Raw genomic sequence first — 23,101 nt, 5'->3', positions numbered from 1 at the left:
AGCTGTGGACGTCCAACTGGCCAGGCAGCGGGGAAGAACATGGCGATGATGCGGCTCCGGCGCGAGGATCCGCGTGTCGTCGGCTCGTTCAGGCTGCACCGGCGGCTGGGCGCCGGCGGCATGGGTGTGGTGTACCTGGGTGCCGACAAGCGCGGCCAGCGGGTGGCACTGAAGGTGATCCGGCCGGAACTGGCGGAGGATCAGGAGTTCCGTTCGCGGTTCGCCCGTGAGGTCTCGGCCGCGCGCAGGATCCGCGGCGGCTGCACGGCGCGGCTGGTGGCGGCCGATCTGGACGCGGACCGGCCGTGGTTCGCCACCCAGTACGTGCCCGGCCCCTCGCTGCACGACAAGGTCGCCGAGGAGGGGACGCTGCAGGCGTCCGAGGTCGCCGCGATCGGTGCGGCGCTCGCCGACGGCCTGGTGGCGGTGCACGAGGCGGGGGTGGTCCACCGCGATCTGAAGCCGTCGAACATCCTGCTGTCGCCGAAGGGCCCGCGGATCATCGACTTCGGGATCGCGTGGTCGACCGGCGCGAGCACCCTGACGCATGTGGGGACGGCCGTCGGCTCCCCCGGGTTCCTCGCCCCCGAGCAGGTGCGCGGCGCGGCCGTCACCCCGGCGACCGACGTCTTCGCGTTCGGCGCGACCCTCGCGTACGCGGCGACCGCCGACTCGCCGTTCGGTCAGGGCAGTTCCGAGGTGATGCTGTACCGGGTCGTGCACGAGGAGCCGGATCTGAGCGGGGTGCCGGACGCGCTCGCGCCGCTGGTCTACGCGTGTCTCGCGAAGGATCCCGGGGACCGGCCCAGCACCGTTCAGCTGTCCGAGCGGCTGGCCGAGATCGCGGCGCGTGAGGCGCGCGGGCTCGGCGCGCCCCGGCGCGAGGCGGTGCCGAAGACGGCGGGCCCGCGCCCGGAGCGGCCCACCGGGCGGCGGGCCGAGGAGTACGCCCAGCAGCACACCGAGCGGCGGACGGCGGGCGGCACGGCGTCCTCGGCGCGGCACACCGGCCGTACGCCGGTCCCGCGGCCGCCGGGGCAGCGCACTCCCGCGCCGCGGACCCCCGCGCCCCGTACCCCCGCGGGCCGCCGGCCCGGCGGCCCCGACCGGCGGCTGCTGCGCCAGCGCCTCATCGTCTTCGTCATCGTGACGCTGCTGGCCGCGGCCTGTATCGCGGTCGCGCAGGGCGCCTGGCCGCGCTGACCCCGCTCCCGGAACACCCGTCCGCTCTCCCGGAGCACCGTCCGCCGGCCCGGAGCACCGTCCACCGCTCCCCCGCGGGGTCTGGCGTCGGCACCCTCACATCGACTACGTTACCAAGCGCTTGCTTAGTCACGATGAGATGGATGAGCGGGAAGGACGTGGCGTATGACGACCGAACCGGCGGGCACCCCCGACGAGGAGGGCCTGCGTCACCGCGTGCGGGCGCTGCTCTCCGCGCACGACCCCGCCGCCACCGACCGCCTCGCGTTCCTGCGGGCCCGGTTCGACGCGGGCCTGGCCTGGGTGCACTACCCCCAGGGCCTGGGCGGCCTCGGCGCCCGCCGCTCCCTGCAGGGGGTCGTGGACGCCGAGCTGGCGGCGGCCGGAGCGCCCGAGAACGATCCGCGCCGGATCGGCATCGGCCTGGGCATGGCGGCCCCGACCGTCCTCACCTTCGGCACCGACGAGCAGAAGGCCCGTTTCCTGCGGCCGCTGTGGACCGGCGAGGAGGTCTGGTGCCAGCTCTTCAGCGAGCCGGGCGCCGGCTCCGACCTGGCCTCGCTCGGCACCCGTGCGGTACGTGACGGCGACGACTGGGTGGTGACGGGCCAGAAGGTCTGGACGTCCAACGCGCACAACGCGCGCTGGGCCATCCTCATCGCCCGCACCGACCCCGACCTGCCCAAGCACCGCGGGATCACCTACTTCGTCTGCGACATGACCGACCCCGGTGTCGAGGTCCGCCCGCTGCGGCAGATCACCGGCGAGGCCGAGTTCAACGAGGTCTTCCTGACCGGCGTCCGGATCCCGGACGCGCACCGCCTCGGGGCGGTCGGCGACGGCTGGCGGGTGGCGCAGACCACCCTCATGAACGAGCGGGTCGCGATCGGCGGCGCGTCCATCCCGCGCGAGGGCGGCATGATCGGCACGGTCGCCGCCACCTGGCGCGAACAACCCGAGCTGCGCACCCCGGACCTGCACGACCGGCTGCTGCGCCTGTGGGTGGACTCCGAGGTCTCCCGGCTCACCGCGGAACGGGTCCGCCAGCAGCTCGCCGCCGGGGCGCCCGGCCCCGAGGGCTCCGGGCTGAAGCTCGCCTTCGCCCGCCTCAACCAGCAGATCAGCGGCCTGGAGGTGGAACTCCTCGGCGAGGACGGACTGCGCTACGGCGACTGGACGATGACCCGCCCGGAGACCGTCGACTTCTTCGGACGGGACGCGGGCTACCGCTATCTGCGCGCCAAGGGCAACTCGATCGAGGGCGGCACCTCCGAGATCCTGCGCAACATCGTCTCCGAGCGGGTGCTCGGCCTGCCGTCCGAGCCCCGCACCGACAAGGACGCCGCCTGGAAGGACCTTCCCCGATGAACCAGCCGTCGTCGCAGCCCGCGACCCCCGACCTGCTGTACTCCGACGTCGAGGACGATCTGCGGTCCGCCGTTCGCGGTCTGCTGGCGGACCGCTGCCCGCCCACCGCCGTGCTGGCCCGGATCGAGAGCGGCACCCCGTACGACCTGGACCTGTGGCGCACGCTGGCCGCGGAGATCGGCATCGCGGGGCTGCTCGTACCGGAGGAGCTCGGCGGCCAGGGGGCGTCCGCCCGCGAGGCCGCGGTGGTGCTGGAGGAACTCGGCGGCGCGGTCGCCCCGGTGCCGTTCCTCGGCAGCGCGGTGCTCGCCACCTCGGCGCTGCTGGCCGCGCCCGCGGCGGCGGGTCCGCTGCTGAAGCGGCTCGCCTCCGGCGAGGCCACCGCGGCACTGGCCGTACCGCTGCCCACGGCGCCCGGCGCCGCGTTCCCGGGGAGTGTTCGTGTTGCGGCCGACGGCACGCTGAGCGGCCGGATCACCAGCGTCGCCGACGCGTCGGCCGCGGACGTGCTCGTCGTGCCGGCGGTCGGCCCCGGCGGGCCGGGCCTCTACGAGATCACCGCCGACGCGGCCGGGGTCTCCATCGACGTGCCGGTCTCGCTCGACCTGACGCGGCCGATCGCCGACCTCACCCTGGACGCGGTCGCCGCCCGGCTGCTCGTCGGTCCCGACTCGGCCGCCGATGCGCTGCGCGCCGCGTTGCTCACCGGGGCCGGGCTGCTCGCCTCTGAGCAGCTGGGCATCGCCCAGTGGTGCCTCGACGAGACCGTGCGTTATCTGAAGGAGCGGCACCAGTTCGGCCGCCCCGTCGGTTCCTTCCAGTCCCTCAAGCACCGGCTGGCGGACCTCTGGCTGGAGGTCGTCTCGGCCCGCGCCGCGGCCCGCAACGCCGCCGACGCGCTGGCGTCCGGCAGTCCTGACGCGGCCGTCGCGGTGGCCGTCGCCCAGGCGCACTGCGCCACGACCGCCGTGCACGCGGCGGAGGAGTGCGTCCAGCTGCACGGCGGTATCGGCATGACGTGGGAGCACCCCGCCCACCTCTACCTCAAGCGCGCCAAGGCCGACGAGATCGCCCTGGGCACCCCGGGCCGCCACCGGGCGGCTCTCGCCGAGTTGGTGGATCTCCCGGCCTGAGCCCCAGGCGGGTGACCGGCCGTCAGTCGGTGGGGCGGCCGGGCGCCTCCGGCTGACGGGCGCCCCCGGCTCGCGGGTGGAGGTGTCATCGCGCCTGCTGCCCGGCGAGGGCGGCGCACTGTCGAGGGGTGGGTCGGGGACGCGGCGGGGCGCCTCCTCGGCGCTCGAAACCCGCGGGCCGTCCGCACCGTGACGGTGGTGGATTCTCGGCGCCTGCGGGGGCACCCCGCCCCGTCCCCTCCGGTCCGATGGGGCGTGCTCAGGCACGGGGGTGGCCGACGGCCGTCGTGGAGGCACCCCGCCACGTCCCCTCCGGTCGGACGGGCGCTCCCCTGCTGACTGTTGCGGGCGGTTTCTCAGTCGGTGGGCCGGCCGGAGGCCACCGCGTAGAAGGCGACGGCCGCCGCGGCGCCGACGTTCAGGGAGTCGACGCCGTGGGCCATCGGGATGCGGACCCATTCGTCGGCGGCGACGAGGGCCTGGGTGGACAGGCCGTCGCCCTCCGCGCCGAGGAGCAGGGCGACCCGTTCCAGCCGGTGCGGGGCGGCCTCGTCGATGTCGGTGGCCTTGTCGGCCGGGGTGAGGGCGAGCAGCTTGAAGCCGGCCGCGCGCACCGTCTCCAGGTCGCGGGGCCAGCTGTCGAGGCGGGCGTAAGGCACTGAGAAGACCGCGCCCATCGAGACCTTGACGGAGCGTCGGTAGAGCGGGTCCGCACAGTCCGGGGAGAGCAGCACGGCGTCCATGCCGAGCGCCGCGGCGCTGCGGAAGATGGCGCCGATGTTGGTGTGGTCGTTGACGGATTCCATGACGACGATGCGGCGCGCGGTCCCCAGCAGGTCGTCCGCCTCCGGCAGCGGCTTGCGGCCCATGGAGGCGAGCGCGCCGCGGTGCACGTGGTAGCCGGTGACCTGCTCGGCGAGCTCCGGGCTCACCGCGTACACCGGCGCCGGCACCTCGTCGATGACGTCGCGCATGACGTCGACCCACTTGGCCGACAGCAGCATGGACCGCATGCGGTAACCGGCGTGCCGGGCACGCCGGATCACCTTCTCGCCCTCCGCGATGAACAGCCCTTCTGCGGGCTCGCGGCGGCGCCGCAGCTCGACGTCGGTCAGGGCCACGTAGTCGTGAAGGCGGGGGTCGTCCGGGTCGTCGATCGTGATGAGCTCAGCCACAGGCTGATACTGCCCTGTCCCGCGGCACATGCCAACGCCGGGGTGGCTACCTGGCCGGTACCCGCCGGGCGCTGCCTACTCCTGGACGGCGCGGCCGACGGTGACGACGTCGCCGATGACGATGACGGCCGGCGGCCGGATCTCCGCTTCGGCGACGACCTGGGCAACGGTCGCCAGGGTGCCGTCCACGCGCCGCTGCGCCGCCATGGTGCCCTCCTGGATGACGGCGACCGGGGTGTCGGCGGAACGGCCGTGCTGGACGAGTGAGGCGGCGATGGCGCCGATCCGCTCGACGGCCATGAGCAGCACGAGTGTGCCGCGCAGCTTCGCGAGCGCCGGCCAGTCGACGAGGGAGCGCGGGTCCTCGGGGGCGACATGGCCGCTGACGACCGTGAACTCATGGGCGACGCCCCGGTGGGTGACCGGGATGCCGGCGGCGCCGGGCACGCTGATGGAGCTGGAGATGCCGGGCACGACGGTGCAGGCGATGCCCGCCTCGGCGAGCGCCTCGGCCTCCTCCATTCCGCGCCCGAAGACGAACGGGTCGCCGCCCTTGAGCCGGACCACGGCCTTGCCTGCCCTGGCGTGCTCGATGAGCGCGTTGTTGATCGCCTCCTGGGCCATGAACCGGCCGTAGGGGATCTTCGCGGCGTCGATCACCTCGACGTGCGGCGGGAGTTCGTCCAGCAGGTCGCGGGGGCCGAGCCGGTCGGCGATCACCACGTCGGCCTCGGCGAGCAGCCGCCGGCCGCGCACCGTGATCAGGTCCGGGTCGCCGGGGCCGCCGCCGACGAGCGCCACGCCGGGGGTCCGCTCGCGGTGCCGGGGGGCGACCAGCGTGCCGTCCCGCAGCCCTTCGACGACCGCGTCGCGGACGGCCGCGGAGCGGCGCGGGTCGCGCCCGGTGAGGACAGCGACGGTCACCCCTTCGCTGCGCCCGGTGGCGGGGGTCCACGCGGTGGCGGCCTCGGCGTCGTCGCTGCGCACGCACCAGACGCGGCGGGCCTCGGCCTCCGCGGATGCCGCGGCGTTGGCCGTCGTGTCGGTGGTGGCGATCAGCGCGTACCAGGCGTCCGCGAGGTCGCCGTCCTGGTACGGACGGCGTTCCCAGCGCAGTTCGCCCGCGTCGGCCATCGCCTCGACGGACGGGGTCGCCGACGGAGAGACGAGCACGATGTCGGCGCCCGCCGACACCAGCGCCGGCAGCCTGCGCTGTGCGACGGTACCGCCGCCGAGCACGACCACCCGCCGTCCGGACAGCCGCAGCCCGACGGGGTAGGCGGGAGCGTCGTTGCGGTCGTCGGCCATGGCTGTACGGCTCCTTGTGGCGAAGTTGCGGCCGCTGCTCCCTCGGAGCGGCTGTGGTGCGTGCGGGGCCGGGCCCCTGCTGCCAACCCTACGGTCGTATGCGCCCGGGCCGCAGCGCGCAAGATCACATCTGCGCGTGGCGACGCCGGGCGGCCGCACCCGGCCCGCCCGGCGTTCACTGCCGACGTCGTGGACGTCAGCCCTTCTCGGTGACTCCCGCGGAGTCGAACGTCGCGACCTCGTGCATGACGCGCGCAGCGCTCTGCACCAGCGGCAGCGCCAGCAGCGCGCCGGTGCCCTCGCCGAGCCGCAGGTCGAGGTCGATCAGCGGCCGCAGGCCCAGCTTGGTGAGGGCCGCGACATGGCCCGGCTCGGCGCTGCGGTGGCCCGCGATGCAGGCGGCCAGCACCTCGGGGGCGATGGCGCGGGCGACCAGCGCGGCGGCGCCGGCGCTGACGCCGTCCAGGATCACCGGTGTGCGCAGCGCCGCGGCGCCGAGCAGCAGGCCGACCATGGCGGCGTGCTCCAGCCCGCCGATGGCCTCCAGTACACCGATCGGGTCGGCCGGGTCGGGGCGGTGCAGGTCCAGCGCACGGCGGACGACGTCGATCTTGCGGGCGTGCATCTCGTCGTTGATGCCGGTGCCGCGACCGGTCACCTCGGCCGGGTCCTGGCCGGTGTAGACCGAGATGAGCGCGGCGGAGGTGGTGGTGTTGGCGATGCCCATCTCGCCGGTGAGCAGCGCCTTGTTGCCGGCCGCCACCAGGTCGCGGGCGGTCTCGATGCCGACCTCGATGGCGCGCAGCACCTCGTCGCGGGTCATGGCGGGCCCGGCGGTGAAGTCCGCGGTGCCGTACCGGACCTTGCGGGGCAGCAGCCCGGGGGTGCTGGGGAGTTCGGACGCGACACCGACGTCGATGACGCAGACCTCGGCGCCGACCTGGTTGGCGAACGCGTTGCAGACCGCGCCGCCGCCGAGGAAGTTGGCGACCATCTGGGCGGTCACCTCCTGCGGCCAGGACGTGACGCCCTGGGCGTGCACCCCGTGGTCTCCGGCGAAGATCGCGACGGCCGCGGGTTCCGGGATCGGCGGCGGGCACTGCCGGGACAGGCCGCTGAGCTGCGCGGAGATGATCTCCAGCATGCCGAGCGCGCCGGCCGGCTTGGTCATCCGCTTCTGCCGCTCCCAGGCCTCGCCGAGCGCCTTGGCGTCCAGCGGGCGGATGCCACGGAGCGTCTCCTCCAGCAGGTCGTGCGGCTCCTCGCCGGGCAGGGCGCGGTTGCCGTACTCCTCGTCGTGGACCACCCAGGACAGCGGGCGGCGCTGGGACCAGCCGGCCTGCATCAGTTCGGGCTCTTCCGGGAACTCGTCGACGTAGCCGACACACAGGTAGGCGACGACTTCGAGGTGCTCGGGCAGCCCCAGCTCACGGACCATCTGGCGCTCGTCGAAGAAGCTGACCCAGCCGACCCCGAGCCCTTCGGCGCGGGCGGCGAGCCACAGGTTCTCGACCGCGAGGGCGGAGGAGTACGGGGCCATCTGCGGCTGGGTGTGCCGGCCGAGGGTGTGCCGGCCGCCACGGGTCGGGTCGGCGGTGACGACGATGTTGACCGGGGTGTCGAGGATCGCCTCGATCTTCAGCTCGCGGAACTGCTTGGCGCGGGCCTTCGGCAGCGACTTGGCGTACGCGTCGCGCTGCTCGTTGGCCAGCTCGTGCATGCGCTCGCGGGTCTTGGCGGAGCGGATGACGACGAAGTCCCACGGCTGCGAGTGGCCGACGCTGGGGGCGGTGTGGGCCGCCTCCAGGACGCGGAGCAGCACCTCGTGCGGGATGGGGTCGTCGCGGAAGCCGTTGCGGATGTCCCGGCGTTCGCGGATCACCCGGTGGACCGCGTCACGGACGGCGGGTTCGTACCCGTCGGCGGCGGGCTGCCGCACGACCGGTACGGGGGCCTCGGCGGCCGGGGCGGCGGACTCGTCCGGCTCAGTGGGGAGTTCGGCCGCGACCGGCGCACCGGGCACGGGCGGCTGCTCCGCCGGAACCGGCGCCAGGACGGCGGCGGCGAGGTCCGGGGCGGGAGCCTCCGGCGCCGGAGCGTCCTGCGGTACGGACTGCGCCGGGGCCGCCGCCGCCGGGACGAGGATGGGCTCGGGCAGCGCGTCGGGGAGGACGTAGGGCTCCGCCGCGGGCGGTGCCGCGTCCGCCGGGTGCTGGGCGGGAGCCGCCGGAGGAGTGATCGTTTCGGCAGGGACCTCGGTGACCTGCACCGGCGGCTGCGCCGCGGCCACGACCGGTGGCACGTGCACGTTCACGGACGGCTGCGCCGGCTCGGCGGCGGGCACCGGCTCCGGTACGACGGAGGCCACCGGGGCAACGGGTGCCACGGCTTCGACGGGCGCGACGGGCTCGACCGGTTCGGCCAGCGCCACCGGCGCGACGGCGATCGGTGCGGCCGGGGCGGGCACCGCGTCCGGGACGGGCGTGCCCGCGTGCGGCGTTCCCACCCCTTCCTGGGCCGGTACGACCGGCGCCGCGGCCTGCGGCTGGACCGGAGCGGGGTGCTCGGCCTGGACGGACGGCTGGGCCGGGACCGGCTGCTCCACCGCGGCCTGCGGCTGCGGCTGGACCGGTTCGGGCGCGGGCGCCGCCGCGAGGACCACGGGCGGGAGGTCCTGCTGCTGCGCCACCGGGGCGGCGGGCGCCGCCGACGGCCATGCGCTGCCCTGGACGGGCGAGCCCGGCTGCGCGACGGCGGCCGGCTCGGGGGCCTCGCCGTTCTGCTGCGCGGGGATGGCGGCGGAGTCGCTGTGCGGGACGTCGAGGTACTCGGGTCCCGCGGTGGCCGGGCCACCGGTCGCCCGCAGCGGGGCGGGCGTCTGGCCCTGGGCCGTGGCCGGTCCGCGGTCGGCCAGCGAGCGGACGGAGACACCGCTGGACGCCGGGTCCGGCATCGGCGGACCCATGTGCAACGGCCGCCGGGGCGGCGCGGGCTGGGTGGCCGGCTGGTCGGCGGCGAACGGCTCGGCGGCCTGCTCCGGAACCTGCTCGGCGGCCTGCTGGGCCACGAGGTCCGGTTCCTGGACGGCGGCGGGGGCCGCGGCCCCGGGCAGCTGCTGGGCGGCCGGCTGCGGCAGCCGGACCGTCCCGTAGTCGAGGGATCCGGAGTCGCGTCCCGCGGACTCGTGGGGCTCGTGCCCCTCACCGTTGAGGGGAGGCACGACGACCTCGGGCTGCGGCGGAACGGGCTGGGGATCGCTCCAGGAGCCCTGCAGACTGGGCATCAGGAGCAGGTCCTCGTCGTCGTCGACCGCCGGGCCGGAAGGCTCCGACTGGTCGAGGAAGGTGTACGCGGGAGCGCCGTCGCCGCTCAGCGCGTCCGTTCCCCAGCTGGGAGCGGTCGGTTGGTGAGCGGCGCTGCCGGGCAGATCGGCGGGCGGCTGCGGAACCGCTTCCCCGACTGCGTTCTCCGGCAGTCCCTCGCCCGGGACCTGGCCGGTGTCAGTCATGCGTGCCCCTCGCCCATCGGTATCGCTCCTTCCAACGCCGCGCCGCGCACACTGTCCACCCGCCGGCCATGACGGCCGGAAGGCGGGGAATGCGGCGCGTCGGCACCGCGTGTGCTGCCCGGCGGCGACGGATGACCAACAGATCGACAACGGGTCGATCCGTCAACGCACGACGACGGCACAACGATCCGCCAGCCTACCGCGCGTGCGCCGGAGGACGGTCCAAGGGTCCACAGTGCGGGCGGGCCGGCGGGCCCGCTGTCACCTGCGGTGGCCGCAGAGGGCGAAGGTGACGAGGCGTTCGCGTTCCGCCCAGCCGGAATCCAGTTCGACGGTCTGCAGCAGGGCGCGTTCGACGTCGTAGCCGCCCTCCTCCAGGGCCCGGCTGACCGCCTCCGCCTCGTCCCGGTTGCCCGCGCTCGCGACGATGCGCTCCGGGCGCCGGGCGGCGCACGCCGTGACGACTTCGGCGTCTCCCCCGCCGATCCGGATGACGTCCGGCTCGGGGAGGTCCTCCAGCGCCTGCGGCGCGGTGCCGTGCACGACCTGGAGCTGGACGCCGAAGCGCCGGCCGGCAGCGGTGATCCAGTCGCAGGCGTCCTCGTCCCGGTCCACCGCGATCACGGCCGCGCCGAACCGGGCGGCCTCCACGGCGAACGCCCCGTCCGCGGAGCCGATGTCCCAGACCAGGTCGCCGGTGCGGGGTCCCAGCCGGGCGAGTTGGAGCGCCCGCAGCTGGTGCGAGCCGTCGCCGCCGTACTCCGAGGACGGCAGGGCCCAGCCGCGCACCGCGCCGGGGAAGCCCGGGTCGCGGCCGGCGATCCAGCCGCTGCGGCCCGCGACCGCCGGGTCGGCGGAGGTGATCCCGCCGACGACCAGGACGACGTTGGGATCGCGCCAGATGTGGTCGGCGACCTTGTCCGAGGTGAGGACGCTGACCTGCTCCTGTTCGGTGCCCAGCGCCTCGCAGATGACGAAGGTGCGGTGTACGCCGTCGAGCAGCAGGGCGAGTTCGGCGGGGCCCGCGCCGGGCGCGGTCAGCACGGCGACCTTGGGGTAGGCGCGGCACACGTTGACCGCGCGGCGCAGCGAGCGGCTGTGCGCGACGACGACGCGGGCGTCCTCCCACGGCATGCCGGCCAGCGCGAAGGCCCGTGCGACGGAGGAGACGCCGGGGACGACCTCGATCTCCAGGCCGTGCTCCGGATCGCGCAGGGCGCGCACGACGCCGAAGAAGCCCGGGTCGCCGTCGGCCAGTACCACCGCGGTGCCCCGGTGCTTGGCGATCCGGCGGGCGGCCAGTTCGATGCTGCCGAGCACGATCCGCTCGGCGGCCGCCGGTACGTACGGCAGGTCCAGATGACGGCGGGTCCCGGCCACCAGCGTGGCCGCGGCGAGCGCCGACAGCGCGGCGTCGGACGGCGGCGAGCCGTCCCACCCGATCACGGTGACCCGGTCGGCCATGTCGTCAGTCTCCTGGGCGTGGTCGCGGTCGGTGTCCGGGCGTGGCGCGCTCCCCCGGGGAAGCACAGTACCCCGGGGCCCGATCTTGACCGGACGACGGCACCGACGGCACCGACGGCACCTGCAGGGTCGTTACTCCCAGTCGGCGAAGGCGACGTACCCCTCGTCCCCCGAGCCCCGGCCGTGCGGTACGTCCAGGTCCTCCGGGAGCAGGCTCCACACGATCAGGTCGGTCCTGATCTCCGCCCACCGGCCGCCCGGGTCCTCCTCCGGCCGGCTGCGCACTATGCCGGCGTTGCGCAGCACGCCCTCGCTGATGCAGCCGATCTTCTGGGCGACCTGCTGGGAGGCGGTGTTGTCGGCGGCGATCCGCAGTTCGAGGCGCTCGAACTTCTGGTCGTCGAAGAGCCACTGGGTGACAGCGAGCACCGACTCGGAGGCGTAGCCCTCACCGCGCGCCCAGGGAGCGGTCATGTAGCCGATCTCACTGCTGCGGATGCGCCAGTCGGTGTTCTGCAGATGGACGGTGCCGACCAGCCGCTGGGTGAGGAACTCGGTGACGGCGAAGACGATGCCGCGGCCCTCGGTGCGTTCCGCGGGGGCGATCCGGGTGGCGAAGGCGCGGGCGTCGTCCTCGGTGTACGGCTGGGCGACGGAGGTCCAGGCGGTGACCAGCTCATCGTTCATCATCTCCGCGAGGGCGGGGATGTCGGCTTCCTCGTAGGGGCGCAGCACCAGCCGCTCCGTACTGATGGAGATGTCCGGAAAGGTGGAGGTCATTCGCTGCTCCGTAACCAGGGCATGTGTGGAGAGCACAGCATGCAGCATCGGCCGCGACATTCGCAGAGCGGGCTCGCAGAACGGTTCGCGGGAGGGGTGATCCGCGAACGCCCTTCCAGGGTAGGCCGTATGACGGCCGGGGCGGGTATCGGCCGCCGCCATCCGACCCTGCTAGCGTCTGGCCGCGTGACGTTGCACCACGCAGCAGGAGTCGGATCCCAGCGGGCCGCGGGTTTGTACGAGCGCTCCCGCCCCTCGTACCCCATGGCCGCGCTCGCCGCGCTGGCGGACGCCCTGCCGCTGCAGGCGGGGCGGACGGCGGTCGATCTCGGGGCGGGCACGGGCAAGTTCACCCGGCTGCTGGCGCTGACCGGGGCCGAGGTGCTGGCCGTGGAGCCGGTGCCGGAGATGCGCGAACGGCTGGCCGCGCTGCTGCCCGGTGTGGTGGTGACGGCGGGCACGGCGGAGGCGACGGGGCTGCCGGACGGCTGCGCGGACGCGGTGGTGGCGGCGCAGTCCTGGCACTGGTTCCAGGAGACGGACGCGCTCGACGAGGTGGAGCGGCTGCTGCGGCCGGGCGGTGCGCTCGCCCTGGTGTGGAACACGTACGACACGTCGTTGCCGTGGGTGCGCGACTTCCAGGACATCTTCTTCCGGCTGGCGCCGCGCGATCTGCCGAGCCCGCCGCTGGCGTCCGGCATCGGGGATCCGGACAACCGGTGGCGCAGGTCCTTCGAGGGGCGGCCGGGCTGGGGCCGGGTGCACGAGCGGCACTGGCCCAACCCGCATTCGACGACCGTCGAGGACGTCGTCGAGCGGATGATGTCGTCCAGCCACATCGCGGTGCTGGACGCGGCCGAGCAGGAGCGGGTGCGGGCCGATCTGGAGTCGCTGCTCGGGGCGCACGAGCCGACCCGGCGCGGCGGCGACATCGAGATGCCGTACATGACGGACGTGTACTGGGTGCGGCGCAGGTAACGGGCCGCGACGCGGCGCACCCCGGCCGCCTGGTCGGGCGGCCGGGGTGCGGGGGCGCGGGTGTCAGGCGGCGGGCTTGCCGAACGCCGGGATGACCGAGCCGTGGTACTTGGTCTCGATGAACTTCCTGACCTCGTCGGAGTTGAGCAGCTTGACGAGCTTCACGACCCGCGGGTCGTTCTGCTTGCCGTCCTTGACCGCCAGGAAGTTGGCGTAGGGGTTGCCCTCGGCCTTCTCCAGGGCGAGCGTGCCCTTGGCCGGGTCGAGCTTGGCGCCGAGCGCCACATTGCCGTTGATGACGGCGGCGGCCACGTCGGGCAGCTGGCTGGGCAGCAGCTCCGCCTTCGCGTCCTTGAACTTCAGGCCCTTGCTGTCGGCGATGTCCTGGAGGCTGGCGTTGGCGCCGACACCGGGCTTGAGCGTGATCAGGCCCTTGGAGGCGATCAGCTGCAGCGCGCGGCCCTGGTTGGTCGTGTCGCTGGGCACGGCGATGGTGTCGCCGGCCTTGATGTCGGCGAGCGTCTTCGCCTTGCCCGGGTAGAGGCCGAGCGGTTCGAGCTCGACGTTCACGACCGGGACGATGTGCGTCTTGTTCTTGGCGTTGAAGTCGTCGAGGTACGGCTTGTGCTGGAAGAAGTTGGCGCCGACCTCGCCGTTCTCGGTGGCGGTGTTCGGTATGACGTAGTCGTCGAACTCCTTCACCTCCAGCTTCAGTCCGGCCTTCTCCGCCAGGTTGTCCTTGACGAACTTCAGGATGTCGGCGTGCGGCACGGGGCTCGCGGCGACGACCAGCGCGTCGTTCTCGCCGTCCTTCTGGGTCGGGTTGGAGGCGCAGGCGCTCAGGCCCAGAGCGAGGGCTCCGGCGGCCAGCACAGCAGTGGTGATCTTGGTGGTGTTACGCACGAAAAGTGCCTCTTTCTCAGTGGATGGTACGAGCCGGAGGGAAGCCCGGCGGGTCAGGAGGTCTCGGTGGTCTCCGCGACGCGGGCGGCGCGCAGCAGGCGGAGCTTGGGGGCGCCGGAGGTACGGGCGCCGCGCCGGGCCAGCGCGCGGGCGGTCAGGTCGCCGGCCAGCTGGACGGCGGTGACCAGCGCGATCAGCAGCACGATCGTGGCGACCATGACCTTGTTCTCGAAGCGCTGGTAGCCGTAGGTCCACGCCAGGTTGCCCAGGCCGCCGGCGGAGATCGTGCCGGCCATCGCCGAGTAGCCGACGAGGGCGATGACGGTGGTGGTGAGGCCGGAGACCAGCGAGGGCAGCGACTCGGGCAGCAGCGCCTTGACGACCACGGTGCGGGTGTTGCCGCCCATCGCGTGGACCGCTTCGACGAGCCCGGGGTCGACCTCGCGGATCGAGGTCTCCACCAGCCGCGCGAAGAACGGGATCGCGCCGACGGACAGCATGACGACCGCGGCGTTGAGCCCGAACGCCGCGCCGACGAGCCAGCGGGTGAAGGGGATCAGCGCGACCATCAGGATGATGAACGGCAGCGACCGCGTGATGTTCACGACGACGCCGATGACCTTGTTCAGCACCACGTTCTGCAGCAGGCCGCCCCGGCTCGTGAGAACCAGGAGCACGCCCAGCGGCAGGCCGACCGCGGCCGTGATCACGGTGGACCAGCCCACCATGTAGAGGGTTTCCCAACAGGCCGTCGTGAGCAGCGGCTGTATTTCGGCCCAGGTCATTTCACGGTCTCCTTCACGCGTGCGGCGGCGGCGGTCCGTGCCACCTCGACCTGGATGCCCTGCTCGCGCAGGAAGCCGATCGGTACGACGTTGTCCTCGAAGGGACCGGGCAGTTCGATGCGCATCCGGCCGATCTGCCGGCCGGCGATGGTCTCCATGGCCGCGCCCAGGATCGACACGTCCACGTTGTAGGTGCGCGCCAGCTGGGAGATGACCGGCTCGGTCGCGCTCTCGCCGTGGAAGGTGAGGTCGATGACGGTGCGGTCGGGTCCCGACGGTTCGCCGCCGACCGGGAACAGCTCGTGCGCGAGCTCGGAGCCGGGGGTGGCGAGCAGCTCGGCGACGGTGCCGGACTCCACGACCCGGCCGTTCTTCATCAGCGCGGCCGAGTCGCAGATCGCCTTGACGACGTCCATCTCGTGCGTGATGAGCAGAACGGTCAGCCCCAGCTGCTGGTTGAGGTCGCGCAGCAGCTGGAGGATGGAGCGGGTGGTCTCCGGGTCGAGCGCCGAGGTGGCCTCGTCGGAGAGCAGCACCTTGGGGTCGCCGGCCAGTGCGCGGGCGATGCCGACGCGCTGCTTCTGGCCGCCGGACAGCTGCGCGGGGTAGGCGCGGGCCTTGTCGGCGAGGCCGACCAGGTCCAGGAGTTCGAGGGCCTTGCGGGAGCGCTCCTTGCCGGAGACGCCGAGGATCTCCAGCGGCAGCTCGACGTTGCCCTGCACGGTGCGCGAGGCGAGCAGGTTGAAGTGCTGGAAGACCATGCCGATGCCGCTGCGGGCGGCGCGCAGTGCGGCGCCCGCCCGGTCGGTCCGGCCGCCGAGCGCGGTCAGGTCCTGCCCGGCGACCTCGACGGTGCCGGAGGTGGGGCGCTCGAGGAGGTTGACGCAGCGGATGAGGGTGGACTTGCCGGCGCCGCTCTGTCCGACGACGCCGTAGACCTCGCCCTCGCGGACGTGCAGATCGACGCCGTCCAGGGCGGTGATCTCGCGGTCACGCGAGTGGTAGACCTTTCTCAGGTCCGTGGTGGTGATCACAGGGGTATCCGTCACTGTCGAGTGCGCGGCAGACATAGCGCCGCACAGGGGGCATTCTTCTCGGATCGCGGCACGGATCGGCCCGTCAGGGGCCAAGCGGGGATCAGCGGCAAGAAGAGGCTGCTGGAAGTTGTGACGCGGGCCTTGGGCCTCGGCTAGTCACACATTCGACACATACAACGAACACCGGGCGTGGTCGCCTCGGTCGCGCGGCAGCGGCTGTTCGTCGTGGTCATGAGATCCAGTAAAGCAGACCTGCCGGTCGCGTCCCGCATTCCGGGCAGGTCGTTCACTATGCGGACAACCGCTCATCCAGCAGTGGTGATCTCCAGGCCCGCGTCCGTGACCTGCACCGATACCGCGGACAGATCCGTGACCACCACATCGGCGTCCAGCTCCGCGGCGGCGTGGGTTGTGGCCAAGGCCACGGTCCGCATCCCGGCGGCGCGGCCCGCGGTGAGCCCGGCGGGAGCGTCCTCGAAGACGGTGCAGTCCTCCGGGCGCACCCCCAGCTTCCGGGCCGCCAGCAGGAAGGGCTCCGGGTCCGGCTTGCCGTGCGTCACGTCGTCGGCGCTGATCAGCAGGGGCGGGTCGATCGCGGCGGCGGCGAGCCGGGCGGCGCCCAGCCGGCCGGTGGCGGAGGTGACGACCGCCCAGCGGCCGGCCGGCAGCGAGCCGAGCAGCGCGAGGGTGCCGGGCAGGACCACCACGCCGTCGGCGTCGGCCAGCTCCAGCTCCTCGATCCGGCGCACCGCCGCCGCGACCCGCTCCTCGGGCAGCAGGTCCCGGATGATGGCCACCGCGGTCCGGCCGTGCAGCTGCACCGCCGCGAACGCCTCGGCCGTCACCCGCTCCTCCCGCGCCCACCGGCTCCAGCAGCGGACCACCGAGTCCATGGAGGAGACGAGCGTCCCGTCGTTGTCGAACAGCAGAGCCTGCGTGGTGATCTTCATATCCGGCCACCCTACGCCGGGCGCGTGGGGGCTCCTGGATCCCGCCGGACCCGGCCCATTTGACCCGTAATAGAGTCGCGGCATGCTCGACGCAGTCACCATCACGGTCTCGGTCGCGGCGCTGCTGCTCGCGGCGTGGTGCGGCTTCGCCGCCTTCCGCGACCAGCCGACCAAGGACTGGCACTTCATCGGCATGGCCGTGGTCACGGTGCTGGCACTGGTTCAGCTGGTGATCGCCCTGGTGAAGCTCTCGCGCGGCGAGAAGCCGGACCAGGGAACGTTGATCTTCGTCTCCTACCTGGTCGGCGCCGCCTGCACGATCCCGGCGGCCGCCTTCATGTCGCTGACCGAACGCACCCGCTGGGGATCGGCGATCGTCGCCGCGGGCGGAGTGATCCTCGCCGTGCTCGAAGTACGGCTTTTCGACATCTGGGGAGGCGGCGGCAGTGTCTGAGCCCGCACACGAGGCATCCGGGGCACCGGCCGCGCACGAGGACGGGGCCGGGCGGATCGGCCGGGGTCCCGGGCGGCTGCTGCTCTCGCTCTACGGGGTGTTCACCGTCGCGGCGGTGTCGCGCTCGCTGGTGCAGATGATCACGAAGTTCCATGACGCGCCGCTCGCGTACGTGCTGTCGGCGGTCGCCGGGCTCGTCTACGCGGTGATCACCGTCGCGCTGTGGCGCGGCGGCGAGGCGGCCCGCAGGGTGGCGCTGGTGTGCTGCTCGGCCGAACTGGCCGGCGTGCTCGCGGTCGGCACCTTCACCCTCGTGGACCCGTCCGCGTTCCCCGACGCGACCGTGTGGTCGGACTTCGGGATCGGCTATCTCTTCCTGCCGCTGCTGCTGCCCGTCGCCGGGCTGTTGTGGCTGCGCAGGTCGGCGCGGCCACAACAGCCGTGACGGGAACCGGTCAGGCGCTGGCTGCGAACGTCTGCGGCGGCGCGTCCTTCTCCATGGTCACCAGGCTCAGCCGCCGGGTGATCGGCTCGGCGTCGCCCACCTGCTCGTACCCCAGCTTGCGGTAGAGCCGCAGGTTCAGGTCGCTGCGGTGCCCGGTGTACAGCCGGTACCGCTTCGCCTCGCTCTCGGCGGACAGCCGCTCCTCGACGGCGTGCAGCAGCCGGCCGCCGAGGCCGTGCCGCTGCATACGGGGATGGACGATCAACTTGGCGATCCGCGCGGTGCCGTCGACGTCGACGACTCCGCGTACCGAGCCGACGACCTCGTCGCCGAGCCGGGCGACCAGGACGCACCCCTCAGCCAGCTCGGCGCGCAGCGCCTCGAAGGTCTGGGTGAGCGGTTCTATGGTGTAGTCGCCGTAGAGCTCCGCCTCGCTCTGATAGCAGAGGTACTGGAGTTTGAGGATCTTCTCGGCGTCGTTTGGATCCGCCGTAGAGATGGTCACGCTCATGCCCATGTGCGCAGGCCTCCCCTTCGAGTCCGCCCGGGCTGATGAGGGTGTGATGCGCGCCCGGGACGTGTGCCTGACCGGAGTTGGTACGGGTGTGCGCCGTCTCCGTGGCGCTGATGATCGCACAAACGCCCCGGCGCGGTAGATGCCTCGCAATACCCGCATCCGGCCGCGCTCGAACGCGCCAGGAACGCCTTGTCGCCGACTGTTTACCGTGCCTTACCCCGTCTTACCGGGGATGCAACCCCAGATTTCAGGATCGAGCGCAGGCAGCCGAGACAGCGTGAGCGCAATGGGCCGATACTGCCCTGTGAGATTCCCAACTCCCGGGAGATTTCCTGGTATGTGGGGTCGGAACGGGACATCAGCGCACCAACCACCTGCGGGCAGCGTCCCGGCAGCCGCTGGACGGCGGCGTGCACGGCCGCCCGCTGCTCGGCACCGAGCACCTGTTCCTCGACGGACGGCCCGCGGTCGGCCGCCGGGTCGCGGCCCGGGGTGTACCGCAGCTCACGGCGGACCCGGCGGGCGGCCTCGCGCACCTCGCGCCGTACCGCGGCGCGGAGCCAGCGGGCGGGATCGGCCGGCGGTACGGCCAGTTCGAGCATCCTCAGCCAGACGGCCTGTTCGAGGTCAGCGGCCTCGATGCCGCCGGGCACCTCTTCGGCGGCCGCCTCGGCGGCGATCAGGGGGCGCAACCGGGTCAGTTCGTCCTCGCGCAGCGACATCGTCATGATCGCCGGGACGACGCGGCCGCGCCCGGCGGTTGCCGGACGCGGCCGTCTTCACTCGTCAGAGTGGATCATCCGCCCGAAGGGCCTGATCAGGACTTCAGGAAGTCCTGGCGGGCGAGGAGCGCGGTGTCGGCGTTGTCGGAGAAGATCCCGTCGATGCCCTGCTCGAAGTACTTCTTGAACGCGCCGAAGGCGTCACCGTAGGCGTTCGGGTCGGTGCCCCGGCGGAAGTCGGCGGGCAGGAAGGTGTTCTCGTTGCGCATCGTGTACGGGTGCAGGATCAGCCCGGCGGCGTGCGCGTCGCGCACCAGCGTGGTCGGGGTGCCGAGCTTTCCGGTGGCGTCGACGGGAATGATCAGCAGCAGCGTCGGCCCGATGCCCCGGGCGAAGTGCGCGATCCACCGCAGTCCCGCGGGGGTGACGAGGTCGGCGACGGTGCGCGGGTCGCCCGCCTCGACGAAGTCGTACGGGCGGGAGGTGAGGTCGGAGAGCAGGAAGATCTTGGGGGCGGCGATACCGAGCGCGCCCAGCCGCTGCAGGCTGCTCGACTCGAAGGACTCCAGGAACTGCGGGGAGTCCTTGCGGTCACGGCCGTAGCGGCGCAGCAGCCTGGCCAGCCGCTCCTCCAGGCCGAGGCCGAGCTTGCGGAAGTACGTGGGGTGCTTGGTCTCGGTGTGCAGCCACACCGGACGGCCCCGCTTGCGGCCCTGCTCCTCGGCCCACTGGAGCACCTCCTCGAAGGTGGGGATCTCCCAGCGGCCGTCGTAGAGGGTGTTGCGCTGCCGGTTGGCCGGCAGCCGCTCCACGGCGCGCAGCGTCTTCAGCTCGGCGAGGGTGAAGTCCTCGGTGAACCAGCCGGTGGTGGCGGTGCCGTCGATGGTCTTGGTGGTCCTGCGGCTCGCGAACTCGGGGTGCTTCGAGACGTCCGTGGTGCCGCCGATCTCGGGCTCGTGCCGGCAGACCAGGTGACCGTCCTTGGTGGGCACGAGGTCCTGCTCGATGACGTCCGCGCCGATGTCCAGGGCGTACTGGTAGGAGCCGAAGGTGTGCTCGGGGCGGTAGCCGCTGGAGCCGCGGTGCCCGATGACGGTCGGCACCGGCAGCTTGGACGAGCCGTGTCCGCCATGGCGGGCCGCCGTGTCCGTGGCCGCCGTGTCCGAAGCGGCCGCCGTCCCCGGCAGGGCGAACACCGCACCACCTGCGCCCAGGGCCGCCGCCGCGCCGAGGACGGCCCGGCGGGCCGGTCCTGATCCCTGCTGGTCGTGCGTCATGAGCTCTCCCCTGTCTCCGGTGACTGCGGCCGAACGCCCGTGCGGCACCTGCCGGTCGACCCGCGCATCGTAGGCGCGTACATCTTTCGTACGAGCCACGACAGGCGAAACATGCGCGGAACGTACGTCAACACTGCGTAGCAAGTGTGTGAACCCGACGTGCGCTGACCAGGCGAACGGAAGTATCGTCCTCATCTGTAGGGGGTGTGCGCCAGTGGGCGTGCGCCCCTGGTCTGCGATCCACCGATCCCCTGCCCGGAGGGCCCGTTGTTCCGTTTCCTGATCAATACGCTGCTCGTACCGCTCCTCCGCGTGCTGTACCGCCCGCGTGTCGAGGGAATAGAGAACATCCCCGCGACCGGACCCGTCATCCTGGCGGGCAACCACCTGGCCTTCTCGGACTCACCGTTCATGACCCTGGTGGCCCCGCGCCCGGTCTTCTTCCTCGGCAAGGACGAGTACGTGACCGGCCGCGGCATCAAGGGCCGCGCGAAGGCCGCGTTCTTCACCACCGTCGGCATGATCCCGGTGGACCGGGACGGCGCCCGCGGCGGCGCGGCGGCGCTGATGACCGGCCGCCGGGTGCTGGAGGACGGCCAGATCTTCGGCATCCACCCGGAGGGCACCCGCTCCCCCGACGGCCGGCTGTACCGGGGCCGTACGGGTGTCGCCCGGCTCGCCCTGATGACCGGCGCGGTCGTCGTGCCCTGCGCGCTGATCGGCACCGAGCGCGTCCAGCCGGCCGGCAAGAAGCTGCCGCGCATCCACCGGGTGACCATCCGCTTCGGCGCGCCCCTCGACTTCTCCCGCTACGAGGGCATGGACCGCGACCGCTATGTGCTGCGGGCCATCACCGACGAGGTGATGAGCGACGTCATGCGGCTGTCGGGCCAGGAGTACGTCGACATGTACGCCACCAAGGCCAAGGCCGCCTGACCCACGGCGCCGAGGCGCCCCGCCCCGCCCCTCAGTGGTGGGCGGAGCGGGCCGTCTCCAGCTTGGTGTGGCGCAGCATCCGCCAGGCCCACACGGACGCGCCGAGCAGCACGACCGCGCCGACCAGGGCCGCGATGCGCAGCCCGTCGGTGAACGAGGCCTGTGCCGCCGTGAGCAGCGTCTCCGCGCTCTCGCCGGGCAGTGTGCCCGCCACCTCGACGGCGCCCGCCAGGGAGTCCTTGGCCTGCGCCGCGCCGTCCGCCGACAGCCCGGCGGGCAGCGTCAGGTTGGAGTAGACGCCGGTGACGATGGAGCCGAGCAGCGCGATGCCGAGGGCCGCGCCGAGTTCGTAGGCCGTCTCGGACACCGCCGCCGAGGCGCCGGCCTCCTCCTCGGGGACGCTCGAGAGGATCACGTCGGCGGTGACGGTGAACGAGAAGCCCGCGCCCACACCGACGATCAGCAGCACGGCGAAGAGCAGCGGGTAGCCCGTGTCCGGGGTGAGCCCGAACAGTCCGGCCAGCGCCAGACCGCTGGCGCCCAGCCCGCCCGCGACGACCAGCCGCACGGAGAACCGGCGGGCGGCCATGCCCGCGCACAGCCCGGCCCCCACCGCGCCGACCATGGCCGGAAGTTCGGCGAGACCCGCCTCCAGCGGCGAGCGCCCCTGCACCATCTGCAGGAACTGCGACAGGAAGAAGATCAGCCCGGACAGGCCCAGCACGGTGAGCAGATCGGCCAGCACCGAGGCGGAGAAGCCCCGGTTGCGGAACAGCCGCATGTCCAGCAGCGGTGCGGGCAGCGTGTACTGCCGCCGGACGAAGGCGTAGAGGCAGGCCATACCCACCGCGCCCGCGACGAAGGCGGCGGGCTTCGCCCCGTGCGCCGCGATCTCCTTGATGGCGTACACGACACCGAACATGCCGACGAGCGACAGCGCGACGCTGACCAGGTCCCAGGGGCCCGGGTCGGGGTTCTTGGACTCCGGCAGCAGTTTGTAGCCGACGACCAGCAGCACCGCCATGACCGGCAGGTTGATCAGGAAGACCGAACCCCACCAGAAGTGCTCCAGCAGGATGCCGCCGACGACCGGCCCCACGGCAGCGCCGGCCGTCGAGGCCGCGCCCCACACACCGATCGCGAAGCTGCGCTCGCGCGGATCGGTGAAGAGGTTGCGGATCAGCGCGAGGGTGGACGGCATGAGGGTGGCGCCGGCCACGCCCATCAGGGCGCGGGCGAGGATGAGCATCTCGGGGGTGTGCGCGTACGCGGCCAGCACCGACAGCCCACCGAACGCGGCGGAACCGATGAGCAGCAGCTTCTTGCGGCCGACGCGGTCACCGAGGCTGCCCATCGAGACCAGCAGCCCGGCGATGACGAAGGAGTAGATGTCGCCGATCCACAGCACCTGCGTCGAGGACGGCTCCAGGTCCTCGGTCAGGAACGGCATCGCCAGCCCGAGCACCGTCGCGTCGACGGCGACGAGCAGCAGCGCCAGCGTCAGGATGCCGAGCGCGAGCCAGCGGGAGGGGTGCGGGGGCGTCGGGGGCACGGGGGCGGTGGGCTTGTGCAGGGCGTCACGGGTCATGACGCGCTCCGCAGCATCCCGCCGAGCATCAGCTCGGAGACCATACGGGCGGAATCGTTCCGTGCCATACGTCCATCCTGGACGCACCAGGCCGAGGCCGCGATCAGGGCGTACAGCGCCTCGCCCAGCCAGGTCGGTGCCAGGTCGTACCGGAACAGCCCCTGCTCCTGGCCGCGCCGGAACAGCGCGCTGACCCGCTCGTCCACCCGCGCCCAGCCCTCGTTGACCTCCGGCAGGTCGTACAGCTGGTTCTCGCCGTAGAGGAAGGCCAGGAAGCCGGAGACGGGCATGGCTTCGTCGATCAGCCGGCGGACCGCTTCGACCGGGTCGCCCTCCTCTATGCGGGCGGCGTCCAGCCGCTCGTCCATCTGCGCGATCCCGAGCAGGCCGAGGGCCCGGACGAGGGCGTCGCGGCCGGGGAAGTGCCGGTGGAGGGTGGCGCGGCTGATTCCGGCCGCCTTGGCGATCTCGTCCATGGACGCGGTCGCCCGGCGGCTCAGCAGGGCCGCGGCGTCGCGCAGCACCTGTTCACGATCGAAACTCATGAGACAAATATAGCGCGCATGAGAC

General features: G+C 72.9%; 21 protein-coding genes. 7 read left to right on the top strand and 14 right to left on the bottom strand.

The window, feature by feature from the left end:
• Positions 1-39: 39 nt before the first annotated feature.
• From LNW73_RS27370 to LNW73_RS27360, 3 genes are all read left to right on the top strand, one after another.
• A complete protein-coding gene (locus LNW73_RS27370; RefSeq protein ID WP_138352666.1) occupies positions 40-1,203 on the top strand; it encodes a serine/threonine-protein kinase in 1,164 nt (387 codons plus the stop codon).
• 165 nt (positions 1,204-1,368) lie between these two features.
• A complete protein-coding gene (locus tag LNW73_RS27365; protein ID WP_250991719.1) occupies positions 1,369-2,571 on the top strand; it encodes an acyl-CoA dehydrogenase family protein in 1,203 nt (400 codons plus the stop codon).
• Positions 2,568-3,704, top strand: coding sequence for an acyl-CoA dehydrogenase family protein (locus LNW73_RS27360; RefSeq protein WP_250991718.1), 1,137 nt, complete (start codon positions 2,568-2,570; stop codon positions 3,702-3,704). Before LNW73_RS27365 ends, LNW73_RS27360 begins: the two co-directional genes overlap by 4 nt.
• 356 nt (positions 3,705-4,060) lie before the next feature.
• Here LNW73_RS27360 and LNW73_RS27355 read toward each other — a convergent pair whose 3' ends face one another.
• The 5 genes from LNW73_RS27355 to LNW73_RS27335 form a co-directional block, all read right to left on the bottom strand.
• Positions 4,061-4,879, bottom strand: a complete 819-nt coding sequence (locus LNW73_RS27355) for a TrmH family RNA methyltransferase (protein ID WP_250991717.1) — start codon at positions 4,877-4,879, stop codon at positions 4,061-4,063.
• Positions 4,880-4,954: 75 nt separating this feature from the next.
• Positions 4,955-6,187: a uroporphyrinogen-III C-methyltransferase gene (cobA, locus tag LNW73_RS27350; protein WP_250991716.1), complete on the bottom strand. Its 1,233-nt coding sequence runs from the start codon at positions 6,185-6,187 to the stop codon at positions 4,955-4,957.
• A 196-nt stretch (positions 6,188-6,383) separates the two neighbouring features.
• Complete coding sequence (gene cobT / locus LNW73_RS27345; RefSeq protein ID WP_250991715.1) at positions 6,384-9,695, bottom strand: nicotinate-nucleotide--dimethylbenzimidazole phosphoribosyltransferase; 3,312 nt, start codon at positions 9,693-9,695, stop codon at positions 6,384-6,386.
• 261 nt (positions 9,696-9,956) lie between these two features.
• The gene (cbiE, locus tag LNW73_RS27340) at positions 9,957-11,159 is read right to left on the bottom strand and encodes a precorrin-6y C5,15-methyltransferase (decarboxylating) subunit CbiE (RefSeq protein WP_250991714.1); all 1,203 of its coding nucleotides are present in this window, start codon (positions 11,157-11,159) and stop codon (positions 9,957-9,959) included.
• 132 nt (positions 11,160-11,291) lie between these two features.
• Positions 11,292-11,939 carry a GNAT family N-acetyltransferase gene (locus tag LNW73_RS27335; protein WP_250975030.1) on the bottom strand — a complete coding sequence of 216 codons (648 nt, stop codon included), beginning with the start codon at positions 11,937-11,939 and terminating at the stop codon, positions 11,292-11,294.
• A 186-nt stretch (positions 11,940-12,125) separates the two neighbouring features.
• Between LNW73_RS27335 and LNW73_RS27330 the strand changes: the two genes are divergently transcribed.
• Entirely contained in the window at positions 12,126-12,917 is a 792-nt protein-coding gene (locus LNW73_RS27330; RefSeq protein WP_250991713.1) for a class I SAM-dependent methyltransferase, read from the top strand.
• A gap of 63 nt (positions 12,918-12,980) precedes the next feature.
• Here LNW73_RS27330 and LNW73_RS27325 read toward each other — a convergent pair whose 3' ends face one another.
• The 4 genes from LNW73_RS27325 to LNW73_RS27310 all read right to left on the bottom strand — a co-directional run bounded on the left by LNW73_RS27325 (position 12,981) and on the right by LNW73_RS27310 (position 16,592).
• Entirely contained in the window at positions 12,981-13,820 is an 840-nt protein-coding gene (locus LNW73_RS27325) for a MetQ/NlpA family ABC transporter substrate-binding protein (RefSeq protein WP_250975031.1), read from the bottom strand.
• Positions 13,821-13,873: 53 nt separating this feature from the next.
• Positions 13,874-14,605 (bottom strand): methionine ABC transporter permease, encoded by a 732-nt coding sequence (locus LNW73_RS27320; RefSeq protein ID WP_250991712.1) that lies wholly within the window; start codon positions 14,603-14,605, stop codon positions 13,874-13,876.
• Entirely contained in the window at positions 14,602-15,675 is a 1,074-nt protein-coding gene (locus LNW73_RS27315) for a methionine ABC transporter ATP-binding protein (RefSeq protein WP_285391675.1), read from the bottom strand. Before LNW73_RS27315 ends, LNW73_RS27320 begins: the two co-directional genes overlap by 4 nt.
• Before the next feature lie 272 nt (positions 15,676-15,947).
• A complete protein-coding gene (locus LNW73_RS27310; RefSeq protein WP_250991710.1) occupies positions 15,948-16,592 on the bottom strand; it encodes an HAD-IA family hydrolase in 645 nt (214 codons plus the stop codon).
• A gap of 82 nt (positions 16,593-16,674) precedes the next feature.
• Between LNW73_RS27310 and LNW73_RS27305 the strand changes: the two genes are divergently transcribed.
• Together LNW73_RS27305 and LNW73_RS27300 are read left to right on the top strand one after the other, a co-directional pair.
• A complete protein-coding gene (locus tag LNW73_RS27305) occupies positions 16,675-17,046 on the top strand; it encodes a hypothetical protein (RefSeq protein WP_250975035.1) in 372 nt (123 codons plus the stop codon).
• Positions 17,039-17,491, top strand: coding sequence for a hypothetical protein (locus LNW73_RS27300; RefSeq protein WP_374118196.1), 453 nt, complete (start codon positions 17,039-17,041; stop codon positions 17,489-17,491). Before LNW73_RS27305 ends, LNW73_RS27300 begins: the two co-directional genes overlap by 8 nt.
• A 10-nt stretch (positions 17,492-17,501) precedes the next feature.
• Here LNW73_RS27300 and LNW73_RS27295 read toward each other — a convergent pair whose 3' ends face one another.
• The 3 genes from LNW73_RS27295 to LNW73_RS27285 all read right to left on the bottom strand — a co-directional run bounded on the left by LNW73_RS27295 (position 17,502) and on the right by LNW73_RS27285 (position 20,007).
• Complete coding sequence (locus tag LNW73_RS27295; protein ID WP_250975036.1) at positions 17,502-18,008, bottom strand: GNAT family N-acetyltransferase; 507 nt, start codon at positions 18,006-18,008, stop codon at positions 17,502-17,504.
• Between the two features lie 203 nt (positions 18,009-18,211).
• Entirely contained in the window at positions 18,212-18,736 is a 525-nt protein-coding gene (locus LNW73_RS27290; RefSeq protein ID WP_250975037.1) for a sigma-70 family RNA polymerase sigma factor, read from the bottom strand.
• An 89-nt stretch (positions 18,737-18,825) separates the two neighbouring features.
• A complete protein-coding gene (locus LNW73_RS27285; protein WP_250991709.1) occupies positions 18,826-20,007 on the bottom strand; it encodes a glycerophosphodiester phosphodiesterase in 1,182 nt (393 codons plus the stop codon).
• Positions 20,008-20,274: 267 nt separating this feature from the next.
• Between LNW73_RS27285 and LNW73_RS27280 the strand changes: the two genes are divergently transcribed.
• The gene (locus tag LNW73_RS27280; RefSeq protein WP_250975039.1) at positions 20,275-20,943 is read left to right on the top strand and encodes a lysophospholipid acyltransferase family protein; all 669 of its coding nucleotides are present in this window, start codon (positions 20,275-20,277) and stop codon (positions 20,941-20,943) included.
• A gap of 31 nt (positions 20,944-20,974) precedes the next feature.
• On the opposite strand, the gene LNW73_RS27275 is transcribed toward LNW73_RS27280, so the two are convergent.
• Together LNW73_RS27275 and LNW73_RS27270 are read right to left on the bottom strand one after the other, a co-directional pair.
• Positions 20,975-22,531 carry an MFS transporter gene (locus LNW73_RS27275; RefSeq protein WP_250975040.1) on the bottom strand — a complete coding sequence of 519 codons (1,557 nt, stop codon included), beginning with the start codon at positions 22,529-22,531 and terminating at the stop codon, positions 20,975-20,977.
• A complete protein-coding gene (locus tag LNW73_RS27270) occupies positions 22,528-23,076 on the bottom strand; it encodes a TetR/AcrR family transcriptional regulator (protein WP_250975041.1) in 549 nt (182 codons plus the stop codon). Before LNW73_RS27270 ends, LNW73_RS27275 begins: the two co-directional genes overlap by 4 nt.
• Between the last annotated feature and the right edge of the window lie 25 nt (positions 23,077-23,101).

Source organism: Streptomyces sp. RKAG337 (genome assembly GCF_023701715.1).
Taxonomy (GTDB): Bacteria; Actinomycetota; Actinomycetes; order Streptomycetales; family Streptomycetaceae; genus Actinacidiphila.
The sequence above is the reverse complement of the archived record's forward strand: the minus strand, read 5'-3'. Positions and strand labels throughout refer to the sequence as shown.

What these genes read in the sequence shown, in the direction of transcription:
- LNW73_RS27370 (WP_138352666.1), top strand. Translation starts at nt 40, where the DNA reads ATGGCGATGATGCGGCTCCGGCGCGAGGATCCGCGTGTCGTCGGCTCG.
- LNW73_RS27365 (WP_250991719.1), top strand. Translation starts at nt 1,369, where the DNA reads ATGACGACCGAACCGGCGGGCACCCCCGACGAGGAGGGCCTGCGTCAC.
- LNW73_RS27360 (WP_250991718.1), top strand. Translation starts at nt 2,568, where the DNA reads ATGAACCAGCCGTCGTCGCAGCCCGCGACCCCCGACCTGCTGTACTCC.
- cobA (WP_250991716.1), bottom strand. Translation starts at nt 6,187, where the DNA reads ATGGCCGACGACCGCAACGACGCTCCCGCCTACCCCGTCGGGCTGCGG.
- cobT (WP_250991715.1), bottom strand. Translation starts at nt 9,695, where the DNA reads ATGACTGACACCGGCCAGGTCCCGGGCGAGGGACTGCCGGAGAACGCA.
- cbiE (WP_250991714.1), bottom strand. Translation starts at nt 11,159, where the DNA reads ATGGCCGACCGGGTCACCGTGATCGGGTGGGACGGCTCGCCGCCGTCC.
- LNW73_RS27335 (WP_250975030.1), bottom strand. Translation starts at nt 11,939, where the DNA reads ATGACCTCCACCTTTCCGGACATCTCCATCAGTACGGAGCGGCTGGTG.
- LNW73_RS27320 (WP_250991712.1), bottom strand. Translation starts at nt 14,605, where the DNA reads ATGACCTGGGCCGAAATACAGCCGCTGCTCACGACGGCCTGTTGGGAA.
- LNW73_RS27315 (WP_285391675.1), bottom strand. Translation starts at nt 15,675, where the DNA reads ATGTCTGCCGCGCACTCGACAGTGACGGATACCCCTGTGATCACCACC.
- LNW73_RS27310 (WP_250991710.1), bottom strand. Translation starts at nt 16,592, where the DNA reads ATGAAGATCACCACGCAGGCTCTGCTGTTCGACAACGACGGGACGCTC.
- LNW73_RS27305 (WP_250975035.1), top strand. Translation starts at nt 16,675, where the DNA reads ATGCTCGACGCAGTCACCATCACGGTCTCGGTCGCGGCGCTGCTGCTC.
- LNW73_RS27295 (WP_250975036.1), bottom strand. Translation starts at nt 18,008, where the DNA reads ATGGGCATGAGCGTGACCATCTCTACGGCGGATCCAAACGACGCCGAG.
- LNW73_RS27290 (WP_250975037.1), bottom strand. Translation starts at nt 18,736, where the DNA reads ATGACGATGTCGCTGCGCGAGGACGAACTGACCCGGTTGCGCCCCCTG.
- LNW73_RS27285 (WP_250991709.1), bottom strand. Translation starts at nt 20,007, where the DNA reads ATGACGCACGACCAGCAGGGATCAGGACCGGCCCGCCGGGCCGTCCTC.
- LNW73_RS27275 (WP_250975040.1), bottom strand. Translation starts at nt 22,531, where the DNA reads ATGACCCGTGACGCCCTGCACAAGCCCACCGCCCCCGTGCCCCCGACG.
- LNW73_RS27270 (WP_250975041.1), bottom strand. Translation starts at nt 23,076, where the DNA reads ATGAGTTTCGATCGTGAACAGGTGCTGCGCGACGCCGCGGCCCTGCTG.